Origin of the sequence: Planotetraspora kaengkrachanensis, assembly GCF_016862895.1 — a bacterium.
Lineage (GTDB): Bacteria > Actinomycetota > Actinomycetes > Streptosporangiales > Streptosporangiaceae > Planotetraspora > Planotetraspora kaengkrachanensis.
Map to the genome: position 1 here is coordinate 45627 of NZ_BONV01000043.1, position 16710 is coordinate 62336.

The 16710-nt window shown below is 66.6% G+C and carries 18 protein-coding genes, 1 tRNA gene and 1 pseudogene; 12 read left to right on the top strand and 8 right to left on the bottom strand.

Annotated elements, in window-relative coordinates; all coding sequences use genetic code 11:
- Positions 1-246 precede the first annotated feature (246 nt).
- The 3 genes from cysS to Pka01_RS33975 all read left to right on the top strand — a co-directional run bounded on the left by cysS (position 247) and on the right by Pka01_RS33975 (position 2745).
- Entirely contained in the window at positions 247-1641 is a 1395-nt protein-coding gene (gene cysS / locus Pka01_RS33965) for a cysteine--tRNA ligase (RefSeq protein ID WP_203887066.1), read from the top strand.
- Positions 1642-1664: 23 nt separating this feature from the next.
- A complete protein-coding gene (gene rlmB / locus Pka01_RS33970) occupies positions 1665-2624 on the top strand; it encodes a 23S rRNA (guanosine(2251)-2'-O)-methyltransferase RlmB (RefSeq protein ID WP_203887067.1) in 960 nt (319 codons plus the stop codon).
- Positions 2625-2672: 48 nt separating this feature from the next.
- Positions 2673-2745, top strand: a tRNA-Thr gene (locus Pka01_RS33975).
- 487 nt (positions 2746-3232) lie between these two features.
- Here the strand turns inward: Pka01_RS33975 and Pka01_RS33980 are convergent.
- Positions 3233-3871 carry a TetR/AcrR family transcriptional regulator gene (locus Pka01_RS33980; RefSeq protein WP_203887068.1) on the bottom strand — a complete coding sequence of 213 codons (639 nt, stop codon included), beginning with the start codon at positions 3869-3871 and terminating at the stop codon, positions 3233-3235.
- A gap of 122 nt (positions 3872-3993) precedes the next feature.
- Here Pka01_RS33980 and Pka01_RS33985 point away from each other — a divergent pair, with 122 nt between their 5' ends.
- Both Pka01_RS33985 and Pka01_RS33990 read left to right on the top strand, forming a co-directional pair.
- Entirely contained in the window at positions 3994-4728 is a 735-nt protein-coding gene (locus Pka01_RS33985) for an SDR family NAD(P)-dependent oxidoreductase (protein WP_275414524.1), read from the top strand.
- A 40-nt stretch (positions 4729-4768) separates the two neighbouring features.
- A complete protein-coding gene (locus Pka01_RS33990) occupies positions 4769-5392 on the top strand; it encodes an NADPH-dependent F420 reductase (protein WP_203887069.1) in 624 nt (207 codons plus the stop codon).
- A 1089-nt stretch (positions 5393-6481) separates the two neighbouring features.
- Here Pka01_RS33990 and Pka01_RS33995 read toward each other — a convergent pair.
- Complete coding sequence (locus Pka01_RS33995; RefSeq protein ID WP_203887070.1) at positions 6482-7372, bottom strand: LysR family transcriptional regulator; 891 nt, start codon at positions 7370-7372, stop codon at positions 6482-6484.
- 132 nt (positions 7373-7504) lie between these two features.
- On the opposite strand from Pka01_RS33995, the gene Pka01_RS34000 reads away from it, so the two are divergent.
- The 4 genes from Pka01_RS34000 to Pka01_RS34015 all read left to right on the top strand — a co-directional run bounded on the left by Pka01_RS34000 (position 7505) and on the right by Pka01_RS34015 (position 10073).
- The gene (locus Pka01_RS34000; RefSeq protein WP_203887071.1) at positions 7505-8167 is read left to right on the top strand and encodes a hemerythrin domain-containing protein; all 663 of its coding nucleotides are present in this window, start codon (positions 7505-7507) and stop codon (positions 8165-8167) included.
- Positions 8168-8303: 136 nt separating this feature from the next.
- On the top strand, positions 8304-8717 hold the full coding sequence (locus tag Pka01_RS34005) for a VOC family protein (protein WP_203887072.1): 414 nt from the start codon (positions 8304-8306) through the stop codon (positions 8715-8717).
- A 112-nt stretch (positions 8718-8829) separates the two neighbouring features.
- Positions 8830-9261, top strand: a complete 432-nt coding sequence (locus tag Pka01_RS34010; protein WP_203887073.1) for a YdeI/OmpD-associated family protein — start codon at positions 8830-8832, stop codon at positions 9259-9261.
- Positions 9262-9629: 368 nt separating this feature from the next.
- The gene (locus Pka01_RS34015) at positions 9630-10073 is read left to right on the top strand and encodes a pyridoxamine 5'-phosphate oxidase family protein (protein ID WP_203887074.1); all 444 of its coding nucleotides are present in this window, start codon (positions 9630-9632) and stop codon (positions 10071-10073) included.
- On the opposite strand, the gene Pka01_RS34020 is transcribed toward Pka01_RS34015, so the two are convergent.
- From Pka01_RS34020 to Pka01_RS34035, 4 genes are all read right to left on the bottom strand, one after another.
- On the bottom strand, positions 10051-10236 hold the full coding sequence (locus tag Pka01_RS34020) for a site-specific integrase (RefSeq protein ID WP_203887075.1): 186 nt from the start codon (positions 10234-10236) through the stop codon (positions 10051-10053). The two genes, Pka01_RS34015 and Pka01_RS34020, sit on opposite strands and share 23 nt — an antisense overlap.
- Positions 10237-10284: 48 nt before the next feature.
- Positions 10285-10977 carry a GNAT family N-acetyltransferase gene (locus Pka01_RS34025; RefSeq protein WP_239115798.1) on the bottom strand — a complete coding sequence of 231 codons (693 nt, stop codon included), beginning with the start codon at positions 10975-10977 and terminating at the stop codon, positions 10285-10287.
- Positions 10978-11155: 178 nt separating this feature from the next.
- Positions 11156-12133: a DUF8189 domain-containing protein gene (locus tag Pka01_RS34030; protein WP_203887076.1), complete on the bottom strand. Its 978-nt coding sequence runs from the start codon at positions 12131-12133 to the stop codon at positions 11156-11158.
- 266 nt (positions 12134-12399) lie between these two features.
- A complete protein-coding gene (locus Pka01_RS34035) occupies positions 12400-13038 on the bottom strand; it encodes an HD domain-containing protein (protein ID WP_203887077.1) in 639 nt (212 codons plus the stop codon).
- Positions 13039-13172: 134 nt separating this feature from the next.
- On the opposite strand from Pka01_RS34035, the gene Pka01_RS34040 reads away from it, so the two are divergent.
- Both Pka01_RS34040 and Pka01_RS34045 read left to right on the top strand, forming a co-directional pair.
- On the top strand, positions 13173-13523 hold the full coding sequence (locus Pka01_RS34040) for a DUF4097 family beta strand repeat-containing protein (protein WP_308442313.1): 351 nt from the start codon (positions 13173-13175) through the stop codon (positions 13521-13523).
- Between the two features lie 5 nt (positions 13524-13528).
- Positions 13529-13642, top strand: a pseudogene (locus Pka01_RS34045) (ABC transporter permease); the annotation flags it as partial.
- Positions 13643-13789: 147 nt separating this feature from the next.
- Here Pka01_RS34045 and Pka01_RS34050 read toward each other — a convergent pair.
- Entirely contained in the window at positions 13790-14542 is a 753-nt protein-coding gene (locus Pka01_RS34050) for an SDR family NAD(P)-dependent oxidoreductase (RefSeq protein ID WP_203887078.1), read from the bottom strand.
- Positions 14543-14670: 128 nt separating this feature from the next.
- Entirely contained in the window at positions 14671-15270 is a 600-nt protein-coding gene (locus tag Pka01_RS34055; protein WP_203887079.1) for an NADPH-dependent F420 reductase, read from the bottom strand.
- Between the two features lie 193 nt (positions 15271-15463).
- Here Pka01_RS34055 and Pka01_RS34060 point away from each other — a divergent pair, with 193 nt between their 5' ends.
- Positions 15464-16057, top strand: a complete 594-nt coding sequence (locus Pka01_RS34060) for a TetR/AcrR family transcriptional regulator (RefSeq protein WP_203887080.1) — start codon at positions 15464-15466, stop codon at positions 16055-16057.
- The last annotated feature ends 653 nt before the right edge of the window (positions 16058-16710 follow it).

Sequence of the window (16710 nt, forward strand, 5' to 3'; positions counted from 1 at the left end):
TCCGCCCCTCGCGGCTTAGCCGTACCGGCCGGGGGCGCGCGTCCCCGGAGGGGTGCGGAGGGCGTCCGGGGTGATCGTCGGAGGGAGCCAGGGGAAGGTAAATCTGTTCCAACGGAGTTATCGCCGCTTATAGCGTGACTTATGAGTCTGAAGTGTCAGTCGCAGATGACGGAAAGGCGACTCGTGGACCGCTCACGGGCACACAAGTAGCTCTGTGCTGTGGCATTAGGCGTTAGCCTTGCCTTCGTGAGCCTGAACCTCTACGACACCATCACGCGTACGGTCCGTGAATTCGTACCGGTCGAGCCCGGCCGGGTCTCGATGTACCTGTGTGGTGCGACCGTTCAGGCTCCGCCGCACATCGGGCACATCAGGTCCGGCGTCAACTTCGACGTGCTCCGCAGGTGGCTGACGCGGCAGGGATACGACGTGATCTTCTGCCGCAACGTGACGGATCTCGACGACAAGATCATCAAGGTCGCCGCCGCCGAGGACGTGCCGTGGTTCGTCGTCGCCGAGCGGAACCAGCGGGCATTCACCTGGGCGTACGACCAGCTCGGCTGCCTTCCGCCGACCGTCGAGCCGCGCGCGATGGGCCACGTCCCCGAAATGATCGAACTGATGCGGCGGCTGATCGACAAGGGGCACGCCTACGCGGCCGGCGGGGACGTCTACTTCGACGTCATGTCCTACGCCGACCGGTACGGCAAACTCTCCAACCAGAAGCTGGAGAACATGCGGGCGGCGGGCGACACCGACACCGACTCGCTCAAGCACGACGCCCGCGACTTCGCCCTGTGGAAGGGCGCCAAGCCGGGTGAGCCGACCTGGCCGACCCCATGGGGCCGCGGCCGTCCCGGCTGGCACCTGGAGTGCTCGGCGATGGCCACCAAGTACCTCGGCGGCACCTTCGACATCCACGGCGGCGGCGTCGATCTGATCTTCCCACACCACGAGAACGAGATCGCCCAGTCGCAGGCGGCCGGCGACGGGTTCGCCCGGTACTGGCTGCACAACGGCCTGCTGACGCTGGGCGGCGAGAAGATGAGCAAGTCGCTCGGCAACTCGCTGCTGATCCCCGAGATGCTGCGTAAGGTGCGCCCGGTCGAGCTGCGGTACTACCTGGTCGCGGCCCACTACCGCTCGCCGATCGACTACTCGGAAGAGGCGCTTCAGGAGGCGGCGGCCGGATACCGGCGCATCGAGGGCTTCGTCACCCGGGCGGCCGAGGTGATCCACGACGTCGACGCCGCGGCGCCGCTGCCCCAGGCCTTCGTGGACGCCATGGACGACGACCTCAACGTCTCCCAGGCGCTCGCCGTGATCCACGAGGTGGTGCGCGAGGGCAACGTCGCCCTGGCACACGGCAACAAGGAGCAGGTCGCCCGGCTGCTGGCCGAGACGCAGAACATGCTCGACGTGCTGGGGCTCGACCCGAGGTCCGAGCAGTGGCGTACGACCGGCGACGACGGCCTCCGCGAAGTCGTCGACGCCCTGGTGGCCGTCGCGCTCGAGCAACGCCAGGCGGCGCGGGCGCGCAAGGACTACGCCGCCGCGGACGCGATCCGTGACCAGCTCGCCGCCGCGGGGATCGTCGTCGAGGACACCCCCGCGGGTCCGCGATGGGAACTGGCCCGCTGAGAGGGGCCGGTACCCTAGAGACCATGGCTGGCAAGGCTTCAGGGAAGCCCTCGAAAAAGCAGGGTGCCACCAGGGGCACAGGCGGCAAGGGCCGGAGCTCCCTGGAGGGCCGGGGCGCGACGCCTCCTGCGCACATGAGGCATTGGTACAAGGACAAGGCGCGGGCCGAGCGGCTCGAGCGCGAGGCCGCCGGACGTCCTGGCCGGCCCGCTCGCGCCGCGGCCAAGGCCCGTCGTGAGGACGCGCCCGAGGTCATCGGCGGGCGCAACCCCGTGCTTGAGGCGTTGCGTGCCGGTGTGCCCGCCAACGCGCTCTACGTGGCGCAGCGGCTCGAGAACGACGACCGGGTGCGCGAGTCGATCAAGATCGCGGCCGATCGCGGAATCGCGCTGCTCGAGGTCTCCCGTGACAAGCTCGACCGACTGACCGACGGCGGAGTCCATCAGGGTCTGGGTCTACAGATCCCCGCCTACGACTACGCCCATCCGGAAGAGCTCGTCGAGAGGGCGCGCGACGCGGCGGAGGTGCCGCTGATCGTCGCTCTGGACGGAGTCACCGACCCGCGCAATCTCGGGGCGATCGCGCGTTCGGCGACCGCGTTCGGCGCCCACGGACTCCTGATCCCGTCGCGCCGCTCCGCCGGCGTCACCGCCGGGGCGTGGAAGACCTCGGCGGGTACCCTCGCCAACCTGAGGGTCGCGCGGGCGGCGAACTTGACCCAGACCCTCCAGGCGTACCGGGAGGAAGGCCTGTTCGTCGTCGGGCTGGACGGCACCGCCACCCTGGACATCGCCCAGGTAGAACTGGTGACCGAACCGCTCGTCGTGGTCGTGGGCTCGGAGGGCAAGGGCCTGTCGCGTCTGGTCCGCGAGTCGTGCGATCAGGTGGCGCGGATCCCCATGTTCGCGGCCGCGGAGTCCCTCAACGCCGGAGTGGCCGCGGGCATCGCCCTCTACGAGGTCGCGCAGCACCGCAGGCGATGATTTCGCGGTGACGGTACAGGCCGTCGCCCACTAGACTCGTGCCGATACGCCGCCTTAGCTCAATCGGCAGAGCATCTGTCTTGTAAACAGAAGGTCTGGGGTTCGATTCCCCAAGGCGGCTCCCATGTCAAAGGCCCCTTGCGATGATCGCAGGGGGCCTTTTCGATCTCCGTACAGCGGCTTTGTACAGCAACGTCCTCAGTCGCCGCGTCGAGGCTGAGCGGGCCGCATGGCAATCGCCGATCTAAACCGTGCCTGGCAAAGGGCAGATCGGTGTACGGCCCGGCATGACCGGCGTGTGCCCGACGAGGAGATGATCGCCCGGCTACCCATGGGATCCGGGGCCACGTTGTGACGATCCGTCTTCCCTGTCCATCTTCATCTGAACCGGATGCCGTCGAGTACCCACCTTCCGGAGGGCCGGTTCGTCGCCGACATCGGCGGAGCGGACGGCGACGTTCTGATCCAGTTGCTCACCGCCGCGCCGGAACGCCGCGGCATCGCGCGTCTCAGGAATCGGTCATCGAAGCGATGCCGCGGTAGATGACGAGGAGTCGGCGGCAGCCGTCGTGGTCGCGATCAGGTGACAAAGCGTGAGCGGGTCGTCATCAACCACCGATCGGAACGGGGGCGGACCCCGGAGCTCTGCGGTCATCGCTGGACTGCTCGGAAGGCGCAGCCGGGATGGCGTTGTCGATGAGCACGGCGGCGATGGCGGCGGCGGTGGGGAAGGAATCGTGGTTGAGGACTCGGGTGCGGGCGGCGGCGCCGTCGATGAGCAGCGCTAGTTGTTCGCCGAGTTGTTCGGGATTGCGGGCGCCGGCTTCGCGGGCGGTTTCGGTGAGTCGCGCGGCGATGGCGGTCTTGTAGTCGCGTGCGTACTGGGAGGCGGGGTGCTCGGGGTCGTGGAGTTCCACGGCCGCCGCGATGTAGGGGCAGAGGGGCGTGGACGCGGGCATGGCGAAGGCGGCGAGAAGTCGTTCTCGCGGCGAGAGGTCGGCGCGGTCGAACACTCCTGGCATGACGTCGGGATCGAACCGGCGCAGGTATTCGGCGACCAGTTCGTCCTTGCTGGCGAAATGCTGGTAGGCCGTCCGCTTGGACACCTGGGCCGCGGCGCAGACCTCGTTCATGCCGGTGCGGTTGATGCCTTGATCGCGGAAGAGCTGCTGTGAGGCGCTGACGATGCGCTCGCGTGCGCCACGGCCGCGGCGCTGGCCCCGAGGGCCCTTCTCGAACTCCGTCATGTCCCTAGCATAGGCCGTTCGGTACCGACCGGTGTACATAGCTTGCGGGGGCGCCGACCGTCAGATACGTTACGTAAACAGATCGGTGTACTTAATCGACCCGCTAACTCAACGGAGTGATCATGGGAAAGCTCGATGGCAAGGTGGCGGTGATCACTGGTGGATCCGCCGGGATGGCGCTGGCCGGTGCCAAACTGTTCGTCGAGGAAGGCGCTTACGTCTTCATTCAGGCCCGGCGGCAGGAAGCACTCGACGACGCCGTCAAGCTGATCGGTCGCAACGTCACCGCCGTCCAGGGCGACGCGTCCGAGCTCGACGATCTGGACCGCCTGTTCGACACCGTCAAACGGGAAAAGGGCTCGATCGACGTGCTGTGGGCGAGTGCCGGGATGGGCGAGGCTGCCGTTCTCGGCGAGATCACCGAGGAGCAGTTCGATCGCGCGTTCTCGCTCAACGCGCGCGGCACGCTGTTCACCGTGCAGAAGGCGCTGCCGCTGATCAACGACCACGGCTCGATCTTCATGACCGGATCGAACGCCTCACTCGGTGCCTTCCCCGGCTGGAGCCTCTACGCGGGAAGCAAAGCCGTCCAGCAGGCCTGGGCCCGCGTCTGGCTCAACGAACTGCGCGACCGCAAGATCCGCGTCAACGTCCTGACCCCTGGCCAGGTCGCCACCGCCAAACAGGAAGAACTGTTCGACGAGGAAACCAAGGTCGCATTCGAGTCGCTCATCCCGCGCGGAAAGATGGGCAGCCCCGAGGAAATCGCCACCATCGCCCTGTTCCTCGCCTCCGACGACTCCCGATACGTCAACGGACTGGAACTGGTCGCCGACGGCGGCGTCACCGCCATCTGACTCACACGCGAGACCTTGGGAACAGGAAGAGGACAGTCTCATGAGCACCATCACCTTCATTGGCACCGGCAACATGGCCCGTACGATCGGCACGCTCGCGGTGGCGGGCGGCAACACGGTCGAGGTCATGGGCCGCGATCAGTCCAAGGCCGATGCCCTGGCCAAGGTTCTGGGCGGCGGTACGACGACGGGTAGGTGGGGTGCCGTCCCGGCCGGGGACATCGTCATCACTTGCCTGTTGTACGGAGCTGTCGTGCCGGTGGTCGCCGCGTACGGGGATGCCCTCGCAGGCAAGACGATCGTCGACATCAGCAACCCGTTCAACGCTACGTTCGACGGGCTGGCCCACAGTGAGCAGACCTCGGTCGCGCAGGAGGTCGCCAAGGTGGCGCCGGCCGGCGCGAGCGTGGTGAAGGCATTCAACACCATCTTCCGTGGCGTCCTGGAGAACGGGCGGCCCAACGTGTTCTTCGCCGGCGACGACGCGCAGGCCAAGGCGAGATTTGCGACGTTCGTCGAGAGCCTCGGGTTGCGCCCTCTGGACGTCGGCGGTTTGAAGATGGCGCACTGGCTGGAAGGTATGGGTGTGGTCACGATGGGCCTTGCCGGTAACGGGCTCGGCCATTGGGACTTCGCTCTCGGCGTCAACGAGTTCCAGGGCTGAACTCACGACAGATCACCGAAATCCGCTGATGGCCGGACACCAATGTCGGTGAGTGATCCCTACCGAGGAGACGCTCGCAAGTGGTCAGGGGGGCGGAGGACGGCTCAGCTCGAAGGTCCGACGAGGATGGTTGCAGCTCAGTACGTGGTACAGCGGCTCTCACTCGGGACCGTCCGTTCACTTCGGATTATGCGCGAGATGAGCCTGCTGAAGGGGAGCCAGTACGTTGCGATGCTCCTGGACTCATCGCGACTTCCTCTGGGCGTTCATGCAGGTGAGGGCGTCCCCGTTCGACTCAGCCCGACTTAGATCGACTCACCGGATTTGCTTCGCATCGAAGGGGTCGTGGGCTCGCGGAGGAGTGCTGTACAGCAACCCGTACAGCAACGTCGACTTACACGATCAGCCGCCGCCAGCTCGCATCTACCAATTGACCAGGAGGGCGCGTCCCTGACGAGGTAGCTGCCTTTCCTTGTAAACAGAAGGTCTGGGGTTCGATTCGCCAACGCGGCTCCACATAAAAAGGCCCCTGATCAGGCATTTTGCCGTCAGGGGCCTTGTGTTTGTCCGGTCAAACTGCGGATCTTGCTAACAGGAGATCTGATGGCCTTGGAAGAGCATCCCGGCACGTAGACCTACGGCCCTGAGGCCGAAGCCGCCGCCAAGTACCTTCGAGGACTGGTCCGGACGGTGGCGTTGCCAGAGCTGTGATCGTTGATCGCCCACCCCTGTCGAGTCCGGGCTGTGAAGGTCCCCGGCGGGCCCGATCATCTGCCGTTTCAGGCAACAGATGGCCGTCGAGTATCGAGGAAGTTGACACCGCGTCTCCATCAGTTCCTCGAACACATCGATCCTGCCCGTGTGATCATGTCGGCCTCACCGGCCGCGATCGGCAGCAGCCAGAGAATGCGGACGCCCTCTTCCATGTATTCGAATTCGGGACCGAGCGAATAGGGGAGGGACACGAACAGGAAGCTGAGCTGCGAATTCGGTAGCCAGAGGCGGCCGATGTCGAGAACACGGCCCTCGTGGAGGCTATAGCGGGGGTCGGCGCGGAGGGGTGGATGTTGCTGGTGATCGCGACGTTGCTCAGCCGTGGGTGGGGCCGAGGTCGTGGATCGTCTGGGCGAGTGCTCGGATCAGGTCGGTTTCGGCCTCGGTCTGCCATATCAGGGCGTAGGTCAGGCGTGGCATGTCCGGCATGGGTAGCCACTGTAGGTGCGCCATCGCCCAATATCGGGTGACGTGGGCGGGGAAGTTGTGGACGATCTCGCCGGTGCTGACCAGGTTGATCAGCTCGTCGGGGTTGGTGATGGGTTCGATCCGTTCGATGGTCTGGCCACGCGGGGTGTGGAAGGGGAGGTAGCTGTTCTCCCAGTAGTCCGGCATGTGGGGGGCGGTGGCGTGTGGGAAACCGCCGAGCGCTTCCAGGGGTACGGAGGACCGGCCGGCCAACTCGTGTTCGGCGGTGACGGCGAGGACTCGTGGGTCGGTGAACAGGATCGGGCCCACGGTGAGATCGGGTTCTTCCACGGGTAGCCAGGCGATCAGTACGTCAATGTCGCCGTCGCGGAGCCCGGCGAACGGGTCGATGAAGGGGGCGCGGCGCAACTGCAGTTCCCATTGCGGGTGCCGGTCGCGGAATGTCCGCCAGTAGGGATGCAGGTCGTGGACGTTGAAGGGCAGCATGCCCACCCGCAGTCGCGCGTTGATGCCGCGCGATGCCATCCGGGCGCGTTCGAGGCTTTCGTGTAGGCCCGCGTAAACCGGGAGCAGGTCGTCGCGCAACTGTCGGCCGACCGGGGTCAGGCGGACCTGGCGGCGGTTGGAGCGGTCGAACAACGGGGTCCCGATGCGGCGTTCCTGGTGGCTGATCGCCTGGCTGACCCGCGCCTGGGACACGTGGAGCCGGGCGGCCGTTCGGCCGAAGTGCAGCTCCTCGGCCAGGGTCAGAAAGATCTCGATGTCCCTAAGTTCCATGTTGTCCCTAGTTGCGTTATAAGCGCCAAGTTATCGGATCGCTCGGAATCTCACGTTGATGCTGGCAGGCCGCCACTCCACAGTGGGAGACGTCCAAGACCGCAAGTGGTGGCCCCGTCGAAGGAGTTGGCCGTGAGCGACGCGCTCGACACGACGGCGATGTATGCGATGCATGACGCGCTGCGCCGGGAAGCCGAGCACCTGGCCAGAGTCACCACCCTGGTCGGCGCCGACCCGGGTGCCGTCCTGCGCACAGCCGCCGGCTGGGAGCTGTTCAAGACCTCCCTGCACATCCACCACACCGCCGAGGACGACGTGCTGTGGCCCATGCTGCGCCAGATCCTGGCCGACCGGCCAGCCGACCTGACGCTGCTGGAGGCGATGGAGGCAGAACACGCCGCCATCGACCAGGTCATCGAGGCGATCGATGAGGTACTGGCCGCGTCCGAGGACGGGTTGGACCGGCTCGGGGATCTCACCGATTCCCTGGTCACCGGCCTCACCGGACACCTCAGGCACGAGGAGGACCAGGCGCTTCCGCTGATTCAGGCGACCGTCACCCAGGAGCAGTGGAATCGCTTCGGGCGGATCCACGCCCAGCGGATCGGTCCCGCCGTACCCAGAATCCTGCCGTGGCTTCTGGATGGCGCGAGCGACCAGACCGTCGCCGCAATGCTGGCGCAACTCACCGAACCGGCGCGCCAGGCCTACCAGCACCAGTGGCGACCCGCCTATGCGGCCCTCGACCGCTGGCATCAACGGAAGGAACGATCCGGCGGCATCGGTCAGGTTTGAAGAAGCACCGGTCGGGCCGCCGCTTCTACCGTCAAGTGACACACGCGCCGGGGTGGCGTCCGGGGCCTGCCTGGATGCCCGGCCGGGCACATGACCCCCCATGCACCGCATAACCATCTTTGTAAAGGAGTAAGGCATGAAGGCACACGTCAGCTCGATCCTTCTTGGCGTCCGGGACATGGATCGGGCCAAGCAGTTCTACACCGAGGGGCTCGGCTGGAAGATCCAGAGCGACTTCGGGATCTCGGTGTTCTTCGCATCGGACGGCGCCTCGCCCGTCGGCTTCTACGGCCGTGAAGGCCTGGCCGCTCAGGTGGGTACGGACTCCGAAGGCAGCGGCTTCAGCGGACTGGTCCTGACCTACGTCGTCCGCAGTGAGACGCGGGTCGACGAGGTCATGGCGGAGGCCGAGAAGGCCGGCGCCACGATCCTCAAGCCCGCCGGCGCTCTGCCGTGGGGAGGGTACGGCGGCTCCTTCGCGGACCCGGACGGTTACATCTGGAGTCTCGGCTACAGCGACCAGGGAACCGACCAGCCCTACGCGGAGTAGCCGCGAACTTTGTCACACAACCGTCCGGGATGGCGGGGCGCGTTGTCGCTGCCGTCCCGGACGGCTGTGACCCCGAGTGCCGGTGAACCGGCAGGACGAACAGGAGAAGATCATGAAGTTCCGGGCCCACGTTGAGCCACCTGAGCCCATGCGGGGCCTAGAAGTTCCGTCCGAGGTGGTGGCAGCGCTCGGCGGGGGTCCGCCGCCCGTGACGATCACAGTCAACGGGCACTCCTGGAAGAGCCGGGTCGCCCTCCTGCGCGGCCGCCACCTGCTCGGTCTCAGCAATGCCAACCGGCAGGCCGCAGGTGTTGCGATCGGCGACGAGGTCGAGGTCGAATTGGAGCTCGACACCGAGCCGCGCGTCGTCGTCGAGCCCGAGGACTTCGCACAGGCTCTGGACGCCGACCCCGTCACCCGCGCCGCGTACGACGATCTCGCGTACAGCCACAAACGTGAGCATGTACGCGCCATCGAGAGCGCGAAGAAGCCCGAGACGCGCCGGCGGCGTATCGAGAAGGCCATCACCACCCTGCGGGGCTGACCCTGAAGGTAAGACTCCGGCGGCAATGCAATCACCGTGCGGAGGCAGCACCCCGCCCGACTCTCCCCGAAACAACAGATATGTCGAGACGCCGTCCGACCGGTCTGTACTTGTCTCTTGCCTTTGAGTTCGCGTTGGGCGCCGTGACCAAGTACTGGCCGCGCCGACCCACCTCGTCATCATGGGCATCCTCGCGCCGGCCAACTGGCCCGCCGACTGGCGCGACCTCCTGCGGGCTCCTGCCGGCGAGGAGCGGATCCCCGTGCTGGTCAAGCAGGCAGCGAACTGAGTTCCGTGGCCCGACGGTGTCACCGCGGGCCACGGCGTCCGACCTTCCTCACCCGTATCCGGAACAGGAGACCCGACGCATGAAGGCCCCGCCTCGATCGCTCGCGCAGCGCATACAGGACACCCGGCGCCGCCTCGACGAAGACGTCGACGCCTGGGTGGCCACCGCCGACCGAGCGGGTACGCCGTATCTGGTGCCGCTGTCGTTCCTCTGGGACGGCGAGACGCTGTTGATCTCGACGGCGGCGGGCAACCCCACGGCCCGCAATCTCCGTGCCGGCAGCCGGGTCCGGCTCACGATCGGGCCGACCCGCGACGTGGTCCTGATCGAAGGATCCGCGGTCGTCGCCGACGGGATCACCGACGAGGTCGCCGACGCGTTCGCGGCCAAGACCGGGTTCGACCCCCGCGAGCAGCGCGACTACCCGTACTTCCACATCCTGCCGGAACTGATCCAGGCCTGGCGCGAGGTCAACGAGATCGCAGGACGGGATCTGATGGTCAACGGCAAGTGGCAGACGTAGCGTCGATGGCGGCTTCCATCTCGCGTTTCACCGTGCTGATCTGGTCGTCCACGTCGCGGATCTCACCCTCCATGAGGTGCCCGTAGGTGTCCTTGGCGATGGCGATGCCGGCGTGTTCGAGAACTTCGGAGACCACGTGGAGCGGGGTTCCCTGAGCGAGCATGATCGAGGCGCCCGAGTGGGCGCGGTGGGCTTTGAGTGTCGAGCGATGTCAACGGTTCGGCTGAGTTGGGTGCGGGGCGTTGGGGACGATGCCGAGCATGTCGTTGGTAAGGCCCCATCGCCCATGACCTCGCCACGCACCGTCGATGAACAGGAGATCGGGCGAGTAACCTTCGTAACGGAAGCCGTGGCGTTGGACCAGTTTGATGGACGCTTGGTTCTCGGGCCGGATCTGCGCTTCCAGCCGATGTAACCGCAGCTCCTGGAACGCGTGGCGCAGCACCAGGCCAAGGCCTTCTGACATGTACCCGCGACCGGCGTAGGGCGCGAAGGCCGCGTAGCCCAGCGAGCCGTTCTGGAAGCGCCCACGAATGATGCTGTTGATGTTGACATTGCCTGCAATGGCACCGGTGTCGCGCAGACATACCAGCAAGCCTTCGGCAGATCGTCCCTCATCGAATCGACTAAGGAACGTCTGGAACGCCTCCGGGGTCGAAGGCAGATTCAATCCGACGCTGGCATGGACCCGTTCAAGTAACTCGTCTTGATCATGACTGGTGATGCGGCGCAAGGCCACGCGAGGAGAGCGCCCAAGGTCAACGTTGGACGCCCCTGCAGTTTGCTCGGTTTCCTCAATCCCGCCGCTCTCAATCACGGACGGAACGCTATCGCGCGGCGGCGCCTCGGCCAGATCGGCATCCAGGGGCAGCACGATCCGCCCACCCACACCAGCGACGGCCACGACACCCACCCGTGGTTCGATTCCCCGAGTCGGCTCCCATGTCAAAGGCCTCTTGCGATCAACGCAAGAGGCCCTTTCGATCTCCGTACGGCGGTGATGTACAGCTACGTCCTCACCCGCCGTTGAGGCCTCCGTCTCATGCGGTCACCTGGAAATCAATGAATCCGCGAGGCAGGCTTCAGTATTTGCCGTCGTAGGACTCCTTGTAGAAACCTCGGTGATCAGAGGACGTGGTCATGATCGAGTAGATGACGGCGCCGGCCACGCTGAGATAAATCGGCCACGCGGCCCGCAGGAAAGTCGGATCCTGAGTCCAATCGCGCAGTGGATACCCATAAGAATTGAATTCGCGGTACCAGACGAATGAATCCCAGTCCCGGCCTCCCACTTGCATGTTGCCGGTCGAAGAGGCGGCGATGGTCGGTGCTCCGTTGACATCGCCGCCCACGCTGAACCAGCCGTGCCAGGTGCCGCCGTACTCCTGCCATTGCAAATAGACGTGGTTGTCGGTGCCGGTGTGCGCGGCGTAAAGCCGATGAGTGCCCGGGTTCCAGGTCACAGTGGGGTAGCTGTAAGTACGTCCACCCAAATTCTGGGCGTTCTGCCAGCTGTTGCCGTTGAAGAAGCTGCCCCACATGCCGAAGTCGGACCCGCTGCGGTAGGCCATGTAGAGCTCCCGTGAGCCCGCACCCACTTGAGCGACCGATACGGGAGTCGACAACTGCGTCGTCTGGCCGGCGATCGCGTGCCAACCTGACCAGTTGAGGTAGTCGTCGTAGGTGGCCCAGTAAATTCGACCATCCGTTCCGGTATGGAAGAGGGCGAATCCACTGCGACCCCAGGGAACGATTGTGGGAGAGGCCCAGGACACCGCCCCGTCGAGCCGGAACGCCTGTCCGGTGTCGCCATAGGACGCCCATAGGTAACTGGTGTCGTCGTTGGCTCTCCACACCCTGAACAGGTGGCCTCCATTCCTTGCTTCAGCGATCGTTCCTGTCGCATAGAGGTTCTGGTTGCCGTTTACTCTTTCGGTCTTCCAGTAGTCCCACTCGCCCGGTGCGGTGGCGGCGGACGCCGGGGTCCCGGTCACGATCAGGACCGAGAACGCAGCCACCAGAGCAATGGCCGCGGATCGCCATTTTTTCCGCCAAAACATAAATTCTCCATTAAGAGTGATGAGTCCATAGGACGAGATGAGCTCAACGCGTCAGAGACGCGAATCATGCGCGGATCCGAATCGAGGATGCGTTGCCGATGGCCCAGTGCGGGCGCGGCCGCTCCACTCGTTGGAGCTTCCCGCTGGAGGGTGTCGCACGTCGTCGAGTTCGGATGCCGGGTGTCCGGTCGCGGCCGGCGCGATCGGATCACGTTCCGGGCCGGTCGAACTCGCCGGGGGAGAAGCCTGCCTCGTGTGGTGTCCGGTCAGCTCGGCCAGGGCGAGCCGACGATGCGTTCGACGGTCGTCGTGCGCTGGAAGCCGGGGATGAAGTGCTCGAGCACGTCGGAGTTCACGGTGCCATCCGTGGTTTCCGGCCGGTTCTTGAGTCCGTCGACGTAGGCCCGCAGGAACTCGTTCTTGAAGTCCCCTCGTGGGTGGACGGCGAGGATTTCGGCCAACTGATCGTGTTCCAGTCCGTCCAGGCCGAAGCCGAGCACGTCGGTCAGGACGCCGAGCTGCATGGTCGCGATTTCCGGGGCCATCCGGCCGGGGATGCCCGGCGTGGTGTGCAGCGCGATCGCCGTCCAGACGGTCTCTGCGGCGGCCGTCGAGAAACCCCGGTCCAGGAGGAACTTGCCCGCGTGGTCGGCGCCGTCGACTTCGAAGCGCTGCTCGACGTCGGAAAAGGGAGTCAGTAGGCCGGCGTCGTGGAACATGGCCGCCAGGTAGAGCAGTTCCGGGTCCGGGTTCACGCCGAGCTTGTGGGCGTGAATCAGGCTGAAGAAGAAGACCCGCCGCGAGTGGTGGTAGATGAGGGGGCTGGTCGTCTCCTGGATGAGGCTGGTCGCTTCGGCGACCGCCGCTGTCTCGGGAATCTCCAACCCTGCGATGACCTCTGGCATGACCTCTGACTTTCGGGAAGTATGTCGAGCTGTGGACCGTGTGTCCGACATCCAGGCTGCCCACCGATCGGCGTGCGGCGCTGCCTCCGTCCGGCCAGGAACCACCTACATCCGGACAGGGCGAAATCGCAGCCGTGTGCTCCCCAAGGCGGCTCCCATGTCAGAGGCCCAAGTGGCTCGACGAGGCCGCGAACGCCCGCCTCGCCGCCGTCGCCGGTGACGTCTCGGTCGGCCGCCTCACCGGGGCCGCGGAGATCAGCACCAGCAAGGGCGACACCCGTGTCGCCGAGGCCGTACGCGGCACAGTCGTGCTGCGCACCGAGGCCGGCCAGATCTCGGTCGGCGCCGCCCCCGGCGTCTCGGCCTCGCTGGACGCCGGCACCTCCTACGGCCGGATCCACAACGGGCTCATGAACCACGGCACCGCCGAACTCGACATCCACGCGACCACCGCCTACGGCGACATCGTCGCCCGCAGCCTGTGACCGGCGTCCCCACCGACTCCCCGCCCACCGTCCTGCGCCGGCTCGCCGAATACCAGCCCTTCACTCCGATCATGGAGACCATCCGCGGCCTCCTCCTCGGCACCCCCGTCGGCGCCAACAAGGACACCTTCAACGAGGCCTGACCATGAACCGGTCGAACAGGGCCGTCAGACCGACAGGTCTGACGGCCCTGACCCTTTCGCCCGTCGCACCCTGGGGCCTGGCCGGCCATGTGCGGCCGGACGCCACTGGAGTGGGGGTACGCGTCAGGCGTTGAAGCCGCCGTCGACGTTTAACGTGGCACCGGTCACGAAGGTGGCGTCCGGACCGACGAGGAACGCGATGGCGGCGGCCATCTCCTCAGGCCGGCCGTACCGTCCCAGTGCGTTCATCGAGCGCTGCACATCGGCGAACGGCCCGACATCGGGGTTCATGTCGGTGCTGATCGAGCTCGCCTGCACCGCGTTGACGGTGATGCCACGCGGACCGAGGTCGCGCGCCCACGCACGGGTGTACGCGGTGATCGCCGCCTTGGTCGCGGAATAATCACCGAGGCCGGGGAAGGGGGTACGGTCGCCCGCCGTGGATCCCACGGAGACGATCCGGCCGCCCGCGCCCATCACCGTGGAGGCGGCGCGCGTGACGGCCACGACTCCCGCGACGTTGATGGCGTATTGCCGGCCCATCGCCTCCCAGTCGGTTTCCTCGGCGTCGATGGGGCCGGTCACGAAGACTCCGGCGTTGTTGACGAGGATGTCGAGCCGGCCGAACGCCGCCACGACCTTGTCGACCAGGTTCGCCGCCTGTTCCGGGTCGGCCTGGTCGGACGCGAAGGCCTCCGCCCGGGTGCCGCGCTGCTCGATCGTCGACACCACACTCTTCGCCCGCTCGGACGAGGACACGTACGTGATGGCGACATCCGCTCCGTCTTCGGCGAGACGCAGAGCCGTGGCCGTTCCGATGCCGCGCGAGCCACCGGTGACCAGTGCCACCTTTCCCGCCAGGGGTTGACGAGTCATGACGCTCCTGCTTTCTTTCATCTAGGGGTTGCCGCCGGGACCGGTTCGGGGCCGATCACGTAGGCGTTCATTCCGGGGTGGGGCCAACCGGAGGGCCTGGCTGAGGCACCGGATGCCCGGGCCGGCGGTCAGTCGACCTTCACCAGGTGGTGCGTGGGAAGCGTGCCGCCGGGAAACTGGAGGAGACGGGATCCGACGGCGAGCGGACCGAGGTCCAGGCCGAAGAAGCCGAGGCGGTCGATCAGCGCTCGCACCGTCTGCCGTGCCGCATGGTCGTCTCCCGACAGGAAGAGGACCCGGCGACCTCCGCGCGCGGCGGGATCGGCGGTCAGCAGGCCGGGACTCAGGTGGCCGAAGGCCTTCACGACGCGCGCGCCGGGGACCATGCCCGCGAAGACCTCGCTCGAAGTCTTGCCGTGCAGTTCGAACGGCTGGAACAGCGGCGCCTCGATGGAGTTGTTCGTGTCGATGACGATCCGGCCGTTCCACTCGGGCAGGCCTGCCATGGCGCGAGGCAGTTTGGACCAGTTCACCGCGACGAACACGATGTCCTGCTCGGCCGCCTGTTCCCGGGTCCCCGCGTGGACGTGGGGTCCCAGACGCTTCGCGAGATCGGCGAGCGTGTCCGGCCCGCGGCTGTTGGAGATGGTGACGTCGATGCCCGCTCGGGACAGGATCTCGGCCATCGCCGAACCGATGGCGCCGGCACCGATGATTCCGATGCTCATATGCAGGTGCTCCTAGGTAGATGACGCTGAGGCGGCGAAGTGATCGCCAAGGCGTTCCCGGCTCCGGCAGCACATCTGAAGCCGGCCACCAGTTGTTGAGCGCGCGTTCTCAAATGAGTTTGAGAGTGTGCGTTCTCAAATCGGACGGTAACAGGTTTGAGAGTGAGCGTTCAACTTGGGGTATCGTTCGATCGTGGCTCGACCCCGAACCTTCGACGAACAGGACGTCATCGACCGCGCCATGGAGTTGTTCTGGACGCGGGGCTATGAGACGACGTCGATCACCGACCTGACCTCGGCGCTCGGCGTGCATCCGGGCACGCTCTACCGCACCTTCGGCGACAAGCACGCCCTCTTCCTGCGCGCACTCGCCCGCTACCGCGAACGCCTGGCCGACGATTTCGGCCCCTCGCTGGCGGAGGGGGGCCCGGTCCTGCCCCGGATCCGGGCCGTGCTGATCGGCTGGATCGACCTGGCCGCGCAGGAGGAGCAGCCCCGCGGGTGCCTGATCGCCAACACCGCGGGCGAAGTCCTCCCCGGAGACGACGAGGTCGCCAGCAGTGTGCGCTGCGTCTTCTCCGTCGTGGAGGACGGCTTTCTGCAAGGACTGCGTGCCGCCGCCCGGCAGGGAGAGATCTCAGCCGCGGTCGACCTCCCCGCCGCGGCCGCCATGCTCACCATGCTCCTCGAAGGGCTGCAGGTGATCGTCAAGGCCGACCCCGATCCGCGCCGGCTCGTCTCCGCCGTGGACACGGCCCTGCTGTCCCTCGCGTCGGTACGCGGCTGAGGCTCCCTCCTCGGCAGGCCCGGAGCCTGGGAGAGGACAGTCCGGCCTGGTCAGGCTGTAATACGAGATCGCGGCGACGAGCAGGCCCAAGCCCCAGAGCGTGTAGCCGAACATCTCCATCAACAGCCTCCACACCGTGGCACCGGCCAGGTTGCCCTTGCCGAGGATCCACGCCGTCATCCCGGCCAGGCCGAAGTAGCCGGTCAGGCTCGCGCCGACGAAGAGGGCGGGGCCGAGCACGAGCCATCGCGGCACCCTGCGCCCGGCAAGCGGCACCACCCAGCGCGGCCAGATCCGTCCCCAGCGATGGACCAGTGCCGGCGGCAGCAAGGTGCCGGCGAGAACCAGCAGGACGACGAAGAGCGTGAACGGTGAATCGAGTGCGAGCGGCAACGGCCTGCCCGCCTCGAGGTCGTCGATCACCAGCGCGGTCACGCGAGCGGCGCACCCCGCGACCGCGACGTACGCGGCGAGATACGCCCACCTCGGCGCGGGGTCGGTGCGATGCTCGGGCGAGCGGCCATGGACCCGGCCGCAGCCGGAGCAGGCCCGTCGGATCCGGTGCTGTTCGGCGACGGCGCACGCCAGTGTCAGCGCCCCGCCCGTCATCCCCGCTGCGCGGGTGAGCAGGCTCGCCCAGTCGTCGTACTGGG